This window comes from Bacillus sp. AR13-1, assembly GCF_008042285.1.
GTDB classification, from domain to species: Bacteria; Bacillota; Bacilli; order Bacillales; family Bacillaceae_G; genus Bacillus_A; species Bacillus_A mycoides.
Map to the genome: position 1 here is coordinate 1 of NZ_QNUA01000009.1, position 13019 is coordinate 13019.

Here is a 13019-nt window from a genome sequence, read left to right on the forward strand (position 1 = left end):
ATTATCGGCATCATATTTGGCATTTGATTGTTATCCATTATCGGCATCATATTTGGTGTTTGATTGTTATCCATTATTGGCATTATATTTGGTGGTTGATTGTTATCCATTATTGGCATTATATTTGGTGGTTGATTGTTATCCATTATTGGCATTATATTCGGCACTTGAATATTAGGCGGTATTACTTGCGGGATAATAACACTTTCTTTTGATACGTTTGGTGAGACTATGCTTCCTACATTTTCTTTTTTCACTTGCGGCGACACTATATTCCCTACATTCTCTTTCTTCACTTGCGGCGACACTATATTCCCTACATTCTCTTTCTTCATTTGCGGCGAAATACATTGTTAGGTTTCATTTTATTAATTTGAGGAGCAATTAACTCGCTTCCCTTTTTTATTACGTCTGAAATTTTATATTCTTTTTTCGCTTTAATTGGTGGTTGCGGTGGCTGTGGTAACACATTGATAGAAAATTTAGTATTTTCTTTTGTAGTAGGTTTTAGTTTTTCTACTTTCTCTACAACAGGTGGTTTTTGAATGACAGGCGGCTTTTCAACTGGCTTCTCTTTTTGAATCGGAATTTCTTTTTGCACTTCTTTTTGTGGCTTCACTTGCACTTCCTTTTGCGGCTTCACCTGTATTTCTTTTTGCGGTTTTATCTGCATTTCTTTTTGCGTTTGTTGCATAGCTGGTTGTTGTGTAATAGGTGTTGATTGATACGTGATCTCATCTTCATCTTCTATTGCAAGTGGCGTTGGTGTTGATGCAAACTCTTTTTGCTGCACCTCTTTTACATATTGTTTCGGGGGCGCTGAACCCGATCCAGTTTGTTGTTTCACATGAACGCTATGCGATGGCACTTTAATTTTCATCCCTGGCATAATTAGGTCTGGATTGCTAAGCTGTGTATTTGTTTTTTTTAGCGTTTCAAAATCCACTCCGTACTTTTTTGCAATTTTCCAAAGGGTCTCCCCTTTTTGCACGATATGAATTTTCAAATTTTCCCCCTCCTGTATAACTTATCTATAAGTAAAAACACTTTGAAGTAACACTTTCTAAACAACATTAACTTCTTTTACTTTTATCACTTCTTCTATTTTCAATATGATTCGAAGTGGAATAAGCATAGAAAAACCGCAATGATTTCCTCAACACAATGTATGCCTATTCCATCCTTGTTATGATTATATGTACGAAAAAAAGCAACGGAAATCCCGCTGCTTTAAACGCGCTCTAACATACGATTTAATGCAAGAACTGCCTCTTCTGTTACTTGTTTCTCTACACGAATAACGTTAATTTGTTCTCCTCTTTCTATGTTCTCAAGTACCCATAACAGGTGAGGTAAGTCAATTCGGTTCATCGTTAAGCAAGGACACATAAACGGATTTAGCGAAATAATTTCTTTATCTGGATGTTGCTGAATAATTCGGTTCACTAAATTCATCTCTGTACCAATCGCCCACTTACTTCCCGCCGGAGCTGCTTCAATCATATCAATAATATATTTCGTTGATCCTGCATAATCAGAAGCAGCAACCACTTCATAACAACATTCAGGGTGAACAATAATATTCATATCCGGATGATTTTTTCGCACATTTTCAATATTTTTCACAGTGAAGTTTTGATGAACAGAACAATGGCCTTTCCATAAAATCACTTGAATTTCTTCTATATCTCCATCGTACTCTAATGAATCTGTATGCGGGTTCCACACTGCCATTTTTTCTAACGGAATACCTAAATCATACGCTGTATTTCTTCCTAAATGTTGGTCTGGTAAAAAGACGAGACGCTCTTTTTGTGTAAACGCCCAAGACACCATTTGTTTTGCATTTGAAGAGGTTACTGTTGCCCCTCCATTACGACCACAAAACGCTTTGATCGCAGCTGTTGAATTTACATACGTTAATGGAATCATCGTATCCCCAAATAATTTCGCGAGCTCTTTCCACGCTCTTTCTGTTTGTTCAATATCTGCCATATCTGCCATAGAACAGCCGGCACGCATATCTGGTAAGATGACAATTTGATCATCTGTCGTTAACATATCTGCCGTTTCTGCCATAAAGTGCACACCACAAAACACAATATATTTTGCCTCTTTATTATTCGCTGCAACTTGCGCGAGTTGAAGTGAGTCCCCTGCTGCATCTGAAAATTGCACCACTTCATCTTTTTGATAATGATGTCCTGGAATAAATAGTAATGCCCCCATTTTTTCTTTAATTTCACGGACACGCTCTTCCATCTCTAATATAGACATCGTTTGATAACGCTCTGGTAACATTACTTCGATTGGCTGAACTTTCTCTAAAATACCCATTTATGATTCTCCCCCTCTAAACCACTCTCATTAGGCCTCAATATTAAAACTAATATCAAGTGCTTTCACTGAATGTGTTAACGCTCCAAGTGAAATATAATCTACCCCTGTTTTTCCGTATTTTGATAAATCTTCAATTGTAATACCACCTGAAGCCTCCGTGACGATGGCACTTGGTACAATTTTTGAAAACTCACGAATCTCTTCTGGCGTACGATTATCGAACATAATAACATCTGCGCCGGCCTCTACTGCTTCTCTTACTTGCGCCTCTGTCTCTGTTTCGACTTCTACTTTCACCATATGTCCCAATCTTTCTTTCACCGATGTAACAGCTTTTGTAATCGAGCCAGCAAAAGCAATATGATTGTCTTTAATCATGACACCATCATATAAACCGAATCTGTGGTTAAATCCGCCCCCGCATACTACAGCATATTTATCAAACATACGTAGTCCTGGCATCGTTTTTCTCGTATCACAAATGCGTGTATGACTGCTATCTAAAGCAAAAACCGCCTTACGTGTCATCGTCGCTATCCCGCTCATACGCTGAATAACGTTTAATATAACGCGCTCTGCCGTTAATAATGATGCGATTGGGCCTTGCACGGTTGCAATTATTTCTCCTTTTTCTACAAGATCCCCATCTTTTTTATGAAGTTCAACTCCAATTCTCTGATCAATTAATTTAAATCCTTCTTCAATTACTAAGCACCCTGCAAATACCCCTGTATCCTTTACAAGAAACGTTCCTTTCGCAAGTGCATTATCGGGAAAGATAAGCTGAGATGTTACATCTCTTTCTCCTATATCTTCTAGAAAAAATCGATTTAATGCTTCCTTAACTTTTAACGTATTCATAAAACCCCTCTTCCCCTTATTAAACAAGTTGTAGTTTTCTTCTCACTCGGATAATCTCTTTTTTCACGCTATTTCTTTCTGGATAATCAATGCGATAATGACCACCAATACTGTCTTCTCTTTGCAAAGCTGATACTGTTATAAGCTCACAAACTGTTAACATATTAATAAGCGTTATCTCTTCATTTGTAAGTGCATCATATTGTAAGATCATATTTCGCACACCGTACCTACTAAACCATCTCTGAGCATATGATAAATTTTTCTCAGTTCGCACAATCCCAACATATTTCATCATGCATTCTTGTATTTCTTCTTTCAACGGTAAATGATTAAGAGCTATAAAACTTTTCCCTCTCTCTTCCGGCACATTTTTTCTTTCCTCTGCTGGCTTAGCTAAAATGTGTTTTCCTATTCGTCTTCCAAACACAAGACCTTCTAATAATGAATTACTCGCCAATCTATTCGCACCATGAACTCCATTACAAGCCACTTCACCGACCGCATATAAGTTTGAAATGGACGTCTCTCCGTCACAATTCGTCTTCACGCCGCCCATATGAAAATGAGCGCCCGGTACGACCGGAATAGAATTTTCTTTTAAATCAATACCATTCTTTTTACATAATGATGAGACGGTCGGAAAACGTTGTTCAAAGTTTTGAATGGTTTCGATGTTTAAGTACACTTTTTCACCTGCAAGAAGTTGTTCATGAATAGCCCTTGCCACTACATCACGCGGTGCGAGATCTTTCCCGGGATGTATATCCATCATAAAACGCTGTCCTTTTCCATTTATAAGGACAGCTCCTTCACCACGGACTGCTTCAGAAACGAGACCACAACATCGCCCGTCCACGTATAACATCGTCGGATGAAATTGTACAAATTCTAAATCAACAAGTTCCCCCCCAGCTCGATATATCATCGCAAGTCCATCGCCTGTAATTGTCTCATCATTCGATGTAAAGGCGTACAAACCACCTATCCCTCCTGATGCTAACACCGTATTATCAGCATAGTAACGCTTCAGCTTCCCTTCACTATTTCGCGTTAAAGCTCCTATGCATTTATTATTTTCTATAATGAAATCGAGCACCATTTCATGCTCAACGACAGTAACGTTCGGAACTACTTCTTGTATTAAATGCTCTAATAGATTTTTACCAGTTGCATCTCCTCCGGCATGTAAAATGCGCCGTTTTCGATGCGCCCCTTCTTTACCAAGGTGGATCCCTTTTTCATCCCCATCAAATTTCATTCCATTCGTAATAAGCTTACTTATTTCTTTCGGTCCCTCTTCAACTAAATAACGAACTGCTTCTTCGTTGTTATAATGGCAACCTGCCACTAATGTATCTTCAAAATGCCCACTCGGATCGTCATATGTAGCAACAGCTGCTGCAATTCCTCCTTGAGCTAAATGTGTATTATTATTACGTCCTGTTTTTTTTGTGATAATTATCACATTCTTTTCGTGACAAAGCTCTTTCGCAACACGAAGCGCCGCAACGCCACTTCCAATAATCAAGACATCTGCACTTGGCATAATTGTTGCCTCCCACTTTACACTTTCCAACTGTCTTGACACCTATATTTACATAGTTTTAAAATAATGACAAGAGTTTTTTTACAATTCTTATTTTCACTACCATTCTAAAAACGAAAACAAATGTCACTCTTACTGAAGAGAGGAAATTACATGATGATATATCTAGATTATGCAGCGACAACACCTATGAGCGAAGAAGCTTTAGAAACATATATAGCAGCGGCAAAAACATATTTCGGAAATGAACAAAGTTTACACGATATCGGCGGAAGTGCATCATCTTTATTACAAGTTTGTAGAGAAACATTTGCAGAAATGATTGGGGGTAAGGAACAAGGTGTATTCTTTACAAGCGGCGGTTCAGAATCTAACTACCTTGCGATTCAATCCCTTCTAAATGCTAGAAATGGAAAGCACATTATTACGACACCTATGGAACACGCATCGATTCGAAGTTATTTTCAATCCTTACAATCGCAAGGTTATACTATTACTGAGATTCCTGTTGATAAAAGTGGGATAATTCATTTAGTAGATTTAGAAGCAGCTATTACAGAAGATACTGCTCTAGCAAGTATACAGCACGGAAACTCTGAAATCGGGACCGTTCAAAACATTGCAGAGATCGGAGCACTTTTAAAAAAATATAATGTTTTATTTCATTCGGATTGTGTTCAAACGTTTGGTAAACTTCCAATAGACGTTAAAGCGATGGAGATTGATAGTCTTTCTGTTTCAGCCCATAAAATATACGGACCAAAAGGAGTTGGAGCTTGCTATATAAATCCGCAAGTTCGCTGGGAACAAGTATTTCCGGGAACTTCTCATGAAAAAGGCTTTCGCCCTGGTACAGTGAACGTTCCTGGAATCGCTGCTTTTTTAACAGCCGCAGAGCATATATTAAAGAATCAAAAGGAAGAGAGCTTTCGTTTTAAACAATTACGATCTTATTTTTTAGAGCAATTACAAACACTTCCTCTAGAAATTGAAGTGAAAGGACATTCTATTTCTTGTTTACCACATATTATTGGGGTTACAATAAAAGGAATAGAAGGTCAGTATACAATGTTAGAATGTAACCGTCATGGTATAGCCATTTCAACTGGAAGTGCTTGCCAAGTCGGTAAACAAGACCCTTCAAAAACAATGCTTGCAATTGGAAAAACGTATGAAGAGGCAAAACAATATGTCCGCTTTTCTTTCGGACATCACACAACGAAAGAACAAATTGATACAACTATTCATGCACTACACACAATTGGAAATCAATTTTATAGAGGTGTTAAATCATAATGAAACAAAATGATCAAAAAAAGATTTTAGGCGAAGAAAGACGACAACTCATCCTTGAGTGGCTTCTTGCTGCAAATGAACCGTTATCAGGGAATGAACTATCTAAAAAGACAAACGTAAGTAGGCAAGTTATCGTTCAAGACATTTCCTTACTAAAAGCACGAAATGAACCAATTATTGCGACTGCACAAGGGTATTTATATTTAAAGCCACAAACAAGACAACAAGCTTTTGAACGCGTAATCGTATGCCAACATAAACCGGCAGAAGTACGTCAAGAACTTACTATGTTAGTTGACCACGGCGTTACAATTAAAGACGTAAAAGTTGAGCATCCTGTATACGGCGACTTAACAGCATCGATTATGGTAAGTAATCGCTTCGATGTAGAACAATATTTACAAAAAATCGAAAACACAAACGCTTCCTATCTTTCGCAACTAACAGATGGTATTCACTTACATACAATCGAAGCAGATTCTAAAGAGAAATTAGATGCTGCCTGTGAGGCACTAGATCGAGCTGGATTTCTCGTTTATTAATTAATGTACAGCACAGAGTTTTTCATCATTCTCTGTGCTTTTTTAGTGATATAATATTGAAATCAATTGTAAAGGAGATCAACTATGGGAATTGAACTCGTTCACTTTAGCACTGGTAAACCGAAACAAATGAAATATGGCGAAGATAAAGAAATGATAACAGGTATATGTAAAGATCCTACAGAAGAGGCCTTCCTCTCAAAAGACGGATTCCGTGGTGATGATGTAGCGGATTTAAAACACCACGGGGGACCTGATCGCGCAGTTTGTGTGTACCCACACGAGCATTACGCACTATGGGAAGAGGAATTTCAAACTACACTTCCAGCTTCCACATTTGGCGAAAACATTACCGTAACAAATATGTTAGAGCGTGATGTTTGCATCGGAGATACATATCAACTAGGCGAAGCAATCATTCAAGTAACACAAGCTCGCGTACCTTGTAGCACAATTTCAAAACGTGTCGGTATTCCTGGCATTTTACCACGCATTGTAGCAACTGGATATACTGGCTACTTATGCCGCGTTCTTCAAGAAGGTACTGTGCGTAAAGATTCTAAAATTACATTACTAGAGCGTCCATCAAACAATGTATCTGTTTTGTTCTCTAACGAAATTTATTTTCATAATAGGAAAGATAAAGATGGCATTGAGAAGGTTCTTGCTGTACAAGAACTAGCCGGGATTTGGCGTAGTCAGTTAGAGGATCGTCTTTCGAAGTTAAAATAATAAATCCCACCTTTTATAGGTGGGACTCTATTTATCTATCATACGGTATACTAGCGACCGAAATTATATCGACTTAACTACAAAATACGACAAACACTCCCCTTACAACCAATAAGAAGAATAACTCCCCAGCACAGTAACAGAAAAACCGAGTGCTTCAAGTTCCATTGTTACGCCTGGCAATAATACATCATCATATGCTTTGTCGACGTCGATTAAGAAAAAGTAATTTCCAAGGCCTGTTTTCATCGGGCGCGATTCAATTTTGGATAAGTTTAATTTTCTCCATGCGAAAGCTGATAACACTTGATATAGTGCCCCTGCGTAATCAGCAGGTAACGTTATCATAAGCGTCGTTTTCTCTCCTCGGTTTTCTCCGTTATTTGGGAGTACTGCTTTCTTTTTCTTATGGAGAACAAGGAAACGTGTATGATTGTTTTTATGCGTATGAATATCACGCCTTACAATTGTTAATCCGTATTTTTCTGCCGCTGCTTCATTTGCAATAGCTGCAATTTTTTCTTCAGGATGTTCTTTCACATATTGTGCAGCAGCGCTTGTTGATGTCATATCGCGAACGGTTACCCCTTTTAATTCCTCATTTAAAAATTTATGGCACTGTGCAATGGCATGCGGATGAGAATGTACAGCGTATACTTCTTTCCACACTCCTTCGTACTGCGGGTGTACGAGTAAATGTTGCTGAATTGGCACTGTAATTTCTCCTACAATGGAAAGTGGCTGCTCATGTACGAGATAATCAACCGTTATATTAACTGAACCTTCTATGGCGTTCTCTAACGGTACGACCGCATAATCTACATTTTCATTTGCAGCTGCATCAATACAATCTGGAATCGTTCGATACGGTACATGCTCTGCTTCCGGAAAAAAACGACTCACCGCCATATTTGTAAATGTTGCCTCTGGTCCTAAATATCCTACTCGAATCATCGTCTTTTCCCTCTCTTTTTCGTTTTCTTACTGTTATACCACAATTTTAAATATTCTTCTATGTAAATTTCGAATATTTAAAAAAGACTAGCATTCGCTAGTCTAAATGTTTCCTATATTCTCTTTGAGCGAAGAAGAAATACATAATGCATGCAGCAATGTAAAATAAAATAAACAAGCCTACTTTTCTTAATGAACCGTCCATAAAGATCGTATTATGAAACGTATATAACGCAACTGCACTATGCATACTCCCTACTATAATAGGCGCAAAAAATAGCATACATAATTGCCAACGAGAAATCTTCCACACCTCTTCCTTTGTCATCCCAAGTTTAGAGAGTGCACCATACTGTTTACGATCCGATGCAATATTATGAAACCATTTAAAATATACGATACTGCATGAAGTAAGGAAGAATAATATACTAATGAATGAGCCTACAAATAGAGTAATATTACCGAACTCTTTCATATTCACATATAACTCCATATTACTTCGAAATGCATCATTTGTATCTTGTTTCATATGTTTCCGTAAATCTGCATTCAAATCTTTCGTATTTTCGATATTTGGTAATGTGTAACCTCTATATATCATTTTTTCAGAATCCGTAATTGTATTTGATATAATCTCAAAATCTTCATCATTCATGACGAAAAACAGACCATTAATGTGCGAAGGGTGATAGTTAAATTGTACCCCTTCTTTCTGACCGTTAAATGCAAATTGATATGTTTGATTTATTACTTGTAATTGAATCTCTTTTTGATTATATACATTCGGATGATTGCGTTTATTATAATAAACAAGTGTAACTGTTCCTTTTTTAGGATGATACGTTTTCTGTTTTTGTTTTCTCGCCTCTTGATTGTATTCACTTTCCTTTATAAGCGGCGCTACCTCTGTTTCTCCCTTATTGGACTGAAAAGATGCATACACTCCAACAAAACTCATATATTGAAAATCATCATATCCATATTGATGTAATAAGTTTTCAACCTTGTCTTTCTCGAAAACTTCATGAGCAGAAGTGCCTTTTTCTATGTATGAAAATGAGTGTACTCCTCCGCCACGCCACATATCTTGCATGCTAGAAAAATATAAGAACACCGTACCTGTCGCCGTAACGACAAACGTTGTTGCCATAGACAACAGAAAGAAAAAGCGACTATTTTCCTTCATTCGATGTGACAATTGATTCACTATAAATAAATACGGATATGTATACATAATCCTTTTATTTCTTTTTATCACTTCTAATATTTGTGTAGCGCCATGTGTAAATGAAAAATACGTCCCAAAAGAAATGAGTATAACAACCGGAAAAAAGTATAATGCTATCGTTGTCATCGTCACTTGTAGCGCTAACGCATATCCCGTCCCTAAACAAGCAAAACCGAATAAACAAAGCCACTTTGATGTTTTCCTCTCTCGTTTATCTGTTCGAAATTCTTTTAATAACCGTATGATTTTTATATTCCATATACGTAAAGCACTTATAAAAGATAACAGAACAAAGACAAGCATATATGTAACAAACGTTACACCAATCGCTCTCATGTCAAATATGACAGGGAGTTCTTTCGGAAGATGAAGTAACATACTAAATACCATAAAAAAGAGTTTTAAAGAAATCATGCCCAGCCCAATACCGAAAATATTAGCGAAAATTCCGATCAATATTTGCTCGGTCATAATCACTCCTATTACGTTAGATTTCGTTGCTCCCATTAACATATATAACCCTAATTCTTTCTTACGTGCTTCTATGAAAATAGAAGTAGAATACAAAATAAATATGACGAAAAAAGAAATAATTATAACGTTACATATGATAAGCCCCCAGCGTACATTTTGATACCACATCGTCTCTTGCATATACGGATGTACAATGACAGACATGTATGCATAAGAAGCTAATATGGCAAAACAACTACTTAAGAAAAACACTTTATAATTACGCCAATTTCCCTTTATATTTTGCAGCGCTAGTTGCCGAATGTTCATCTATCGTCCTCCTGTAACTTACTACACACGTAAAAAGCTAGAGGTTCCCCTAGCTTTTTACGTGCTTTAAATATCCTCTTTGCGCAATCATAAAGTAAATTGTAGAAGCTAAAATATATGCTCCAATTACTATCGCACCTGATTTCCACAAATCAATATAAAGCATTTTTCCTAACGTATGAAGAGCAAATCCACTATGAATTGTACCGATTAAAATTGGGATAAAGAAGATAACACCCATTTGTCGAATTGCAATTTTACGAATTTCTTTATCTGTCATACCAATTCTTTTTAATGACTTAAATTGAATACGATCTTGTTCTTTATCATTAAACCATTTAAAGTATGTCATGCTACAAGCAAAGAAGAAGAACAGTACTGCTACGAAGAAGCCGATGAACATTGTAATTGCTCCACCTTCTCTTATATCTTTATAAGCGAACACTGCGTTTCTCAATTCCCCTTGCTTTTCTGGTGCAATTTCCTTTTTCAAATCTAGCACAAGGTCTTCCGTACTTTTCCAGTCTTCAATATAATAACCATAATATTTCGTCTTTTCTTCATCTGGTACGAGCTTTTCGTATTTCTCAAAATCTTGATCATTCACAATGAGATATTCGCTATCATTAAAAACAGAATATGACGTTGGCTCATTTAATCGAGCAGACTGCATTTGTCCGTTGATTGTAAATTCATACGGTTTCGTACGATCTATCTTCATAAGTTCATTTGCTGCATCAACCATAACCATCGTCGCACTACCTGGTGCATTATGAACCTCTGTAATTTGCTCTTTCTTTTGTTCACGTACTTCCGCGTTATATTCTTTTTCTGAAATAATCGTCATTGGTACTTCACGTTCACTGTTAAACAACATTATTTTCTGTGTTGCAGGTAGTTTTACGTAAATTACTTTTCGTGCATCTTCAAACCCATGTTTTTTTACAATCTCTTGTTCTTTTTCTTCATTAATCAGGCTATGCGTATTTAGTCCCTTTTCCTCATATGAAATAGCATGCGGTGTAAGCTCTATCGTTTTTGCACTCATATTTTCAAAATATACATAAAGCGTACCAACCGCTGAAGAAACAACCGCCGTAATAATAGAAATAACAAATAGAAAACGAGCATTATCTTTCATTTTATAAATAAGATTGCTAAGTACAAACATATTGGGATACGTATAAAAAGATTGTTTTCGTTTTTGCAATGCCTTTAATACGACTGTACTTCCTTGCGTAAATAGTAAATACGTTCCGACAATCGTCAGTCCGACAATTGGTAAGAAATACATAATGAAATTCATAATTGTTACTTGGAAACAAAGTATATACGCAGCAATAATACAGCCTATACCAACTACCCCTAACCATGTAAATGCAAAAGGTTCTACTTTTTGTTTTCTTGCCTCTCTTAATAAATCAATAATTTGCAAGCGGCCTACTGTCCAAACACTAAACAATGATAGTATTAAAAAGAGGACAAAGTATATGCCAACTGTAATAAGAACTGCTTTTCCATTCCACACAAGCGGCAGTGTTTTATCAATTTTTAGTAAGACACTGAGTGCTTGGAAGAAAAGTTTTGAACAAAGCATTCCAATCCCAATACCTACTACAATGGCAATACTCCCTAACATCAGTTGCTCTAATATAATCATTCGGCCGAGCTGAGACTTTGTTCCACCTATTAACGTTAATAAGCCAAATTCTTTTTTTCTTGCTCGTAAAAACGTTGAATTCGCATATAAAATAAAGAGTGCTGAGAAGATGACTACAATATAATTCATCGATTCTAACCCTTTTGTAATCATCGTCTTCATACTAATATTACCGCTTACGACATCTGGATGATAAATGAAGGAAGCATACATGAAAAATACGACAATCGATAAACAACTACTAATAAGAAACGCTTTATAATTACGCCAATTTCCTTTTACGTTATTAAGCGCGAGCTGGCGAAAGTTCATGATATTCTCCTCCTAGCATCGCAAGTACGTCTAAAATTTCTTGGAAAAAGGCTTGCTTCGTTCTTCCTTTATGTATTTCTGAAAAAATCTCTCCATCACGTATGAAAAGGATACGTTCGCAATAACTAGCGGCTACTGGATCATGTGTTACCATTGCAATCGTTACTTTCTTTTGCTCATGCAAATCTTGAAGTGCTCCCATTAATGATTTCGCTGACTTAGAATCTAGGTTTCCTGTTGGCTCATCCGCTAAAATTAATGTTGGTTCATGAATAATCGCCCTTGCAGCTGCTGCACGTTGTTGTTGTCCACCTGATACTTCGTATACTTTTTTATTTAAAATTTCTTCAATGTTTAAAAACCTCGCAATTTCAAGTACTTTCGCATCAATTTCTTTTACAGATTTCTTCGCCATTACAAGCGGCAAAATAATATTTTCTTTAATCGATAATGTATCAAGTAAGTTGAAATCTTGGAAAATGAATCCTAGATGTGTACGGCGAAATTCCGCCAATTTTGCAGCACGCATTTGATTAATTTCTTCACCATTTACAAGCACATGACCTGAAGTTTGCTTATCAATTGTTGCTAATAAATTTAAAAGCGTTGTTTTTCCGCTTCCTGAAGGCCCCATAATCCCTACAAACTCGCCTTCTTCAATTTTAAAATTTATATCATTTAAAGCAGTCGTCGCTACTGAACCTTTTGATTGGTACACCTTTGTTAATCCTTTTACTTCAAGAACACTCATTTCTAATCCCC

General features: G+C 36.7%; 10 protein-coding genes and 2 pseudogenes. 3 read left to right on the forward strand and 9 right to left on the reverse strand.

The window, feature by feature from the left end; all coding sequences use genetic code 11:
- From DN408_RS32440 to nadB, 5 genes and pseudogenes are all read right to left on the reverse strand, one after another.
- Positions 1-335, reverse strand: a pseudogene (locus DN408_RS32440) (peptigoglycan-binding protein LysM); the annotation flags it as partial.
- A 514-nt stretch (positions 336-849) separates the two neighbouring features.
- Positions 850-1006, reverse strand: a pseudogene (gene safA, locus DN408_RS32445) (SafA/ExsA family spore coat assembly protein); the annotation flags it as partial.
- A gap of 224 nt (positions 1007-1230) precedes the next feature.
- The gene (gene nadA / locus DN408_RS07575; protein ID WP_002034162.1) at positions 1231-2337 is read right to left on the reverse strand and encodes a quinolinate synthase NadA; all 1107 of its coding nucleotides are present in this window, start codon (positions 2335-2337) and stop codon (positions 1231-1233) included.
- Between the two features lie 30 nt (positions 2338-2367).
- The gene (gene nadC, locus DN408_RS07580; RefSeq protein ID WP_002034160.1) at positions 2368-3201 is read right to left on the reverse strand and encodes a carboxylating nicotinate-nucleotide diphosphorylase; all 834 of its coding nucleotides are present in this window, start codon (positions 3199-3201) and stop codon (positions 2368-2370) included.
- A 19-nt stretch (positions 3202-3220) separates the two neighbouring features.
- Positions 3221-4750: an L-aspartate oxidase gene (gene nadB / locus DN408_RS07585; RefSeq protein WP_078178154.1), complete on the reverse strand. Its 1530-nt coding sequence runs from the start codon at positions 4748-4750 to the stop codon at positions 3221-3223.
- 153 nt (positions 4751-4903) lie between these two features.
- On the opposite strand from nadB, the gene DN408_RS07590 reads away from it, so the two are divergent.
- From DN408_RS07590 to DN408_RS07600, 3 genes are all read left to right on the forward strand, one after another.
- Complete coding sequence (locus tag DN408_RS07590) at positions 4904-6046, forward strand: IscS subfamily cysteine desulfurase (protein ID WP_078178155.1); 1143 nt, start codon at positions 4904-4906, stop codon at positions 6044-6046.
- Entirely contained in the window at positions 6046-6588 is a 543-nt protein-coding gene (locus tag DN408_RS07595; protein WP_002034157.1) for a transcription repressor NadR, read from the forward strand. Before DN408_RS07590 ends, DN408_RS07595 begins: the two co-directional genes overlap by 1 nt.
- Before the next feature lie 84 nt (positions 6589-6672).
- Positions 6673-7320, forward strand: a complete 648-nt coding sequence (locus DN408_RS07600) for an MOSC domain-containing protein (protein ID WP_078178156.1) — start codon at positions 6673-6675, stop codon at positions 7318-7320.
- A 102-nt stretch (positions 7321-7422) separates the two neighbouring features.
- Here the strand turns inward: DN408_RS07600 and pheA are convergent, their stop codons facing one another.
- The 4 genes from pheA to DN408_RS07620 form a co-directional block, all read right to left on the reverse strand.
- On the reverse strand, positions 7423-8274 hold the full coding sequence (gene pheA, locus DN408_RS07605; protein ID WP_002167625.1) for a prephenate dehydratase: 852 nt from the start codon (positions 8272-8274) through the stop codon (positions 7423-7425).
- Between the two features lie 97 nt (positions 8275-8371).
- Positions 8372-10285 carry an ABC transporter permease gene (locus DN408_RS07610; RefSeq protein ID WP_033731352.1) on the reverse strand — a complete coding sequence of 638 codons (1914 nt, stop codon included), beginning with the start codon at positions 10283-10285 and terminating at the stop codon, positions 8372-8374.
- Between the two features lie 49 nt (positions 10286-10334).
- Entirely contained in the window at positions 10335-12257 is a 1923-nt protein-coding gene (locus tag DN408_RS07615; protein WP_078178157.1) for an ABC transporter permease, read from the reverse strand.
- Positions 12232-13008 carry an ABC transporter ATP-binding protein gene (locus DN408_RS07620; protein WP_002015381.1) on the reverse strand — a complete coding sequence of 259 codons (777 nt, stop codon included), beginning with the start codon at positions 13006-13008 and terminating at the stop codon, positions 12232-12234. Before DN408_RS07620 ends, DN408_RS07615 begins: the two co-directional genes overlap by 26 nt.
- Positions 13009-13019 lie beyond the last annotated feature (11 nt).

What these genes read in the sequence shown, in the direction of transcription:
- nadA (WP_002034162.1), bottom strand. Translation starts at nt 2,337, where the DNA reads ATGGGTATTTTAGAGAAAGTTCAGCCAATCGAAGTAATGTTACCAGAG.
- nadC (WP_002034160.1), bottom strand. Translation starts at nt 3,201, where the DNA reads ATGAATACGTTAAAAGTTAAGGAAGCATTAAATCGATTTTTTCTAGAA.
- nadB (WP_078178154.1), bottom strand. Translation starts at nt 4,750, where the DNA reads ATGCCAAGTGCAGATGTCTTGATTATTGGAAGTGGCGTTGCGGCGCTT.
- DN408_RS07590 (WP_078178155.1), top strand. Translation starts at nt 4,904, where the DNA reads ATGATGATATATCTAGATTATGCAGCGACAACACCTATGAGCGAAGAA.
- DN408_RS07595 (WP_002034157.1), top strand. Translation starts at nt 6,046, where the DNA reads ATGAAACAAAATGATCAAAAAAAGATTTTAGGCGAAGAAAGACGACAA.
- DN408_RS07600 (WP_078178156.1), top strand. Translation starts at nt 6,673, where the DNA reads ATGGGAATTGAACTCGTTCACTTTAGCACTGGTAAACCGAAACAAATG.
- pheA (WP_002167625.1), bottom strand. Translation starts at nt 8,274, where the DNA reads ATGATTCGAGTAGGATATTTAGGACCAGAGGCAACATTTACAAATATG.
- DN408_RS07610 (WP_033731352.1), bottom strand. Translation starts at nt 10,285, where the DNA reads ATGAACATTCGGCAACTAGCGCTGCAAAATATAAAGGGAAATTGGCGT.
- DN408_RS07615 (WP_078178157.1), bottom strand. Translation starts at nt 12,257, where the DNA reads ATGAACTTTCGCCAGCTCGCGCTTAATAACGTAAAAGGAAATTGGCGT.
- DN408_RS07620 (WP_002015381.1), bottom strand. Translation starts at nt 13,008, where the DNA reads ATGAGTGTTCTTGAAGTAAAAGGATTAACAAAGGTGTACCAATCAAAA.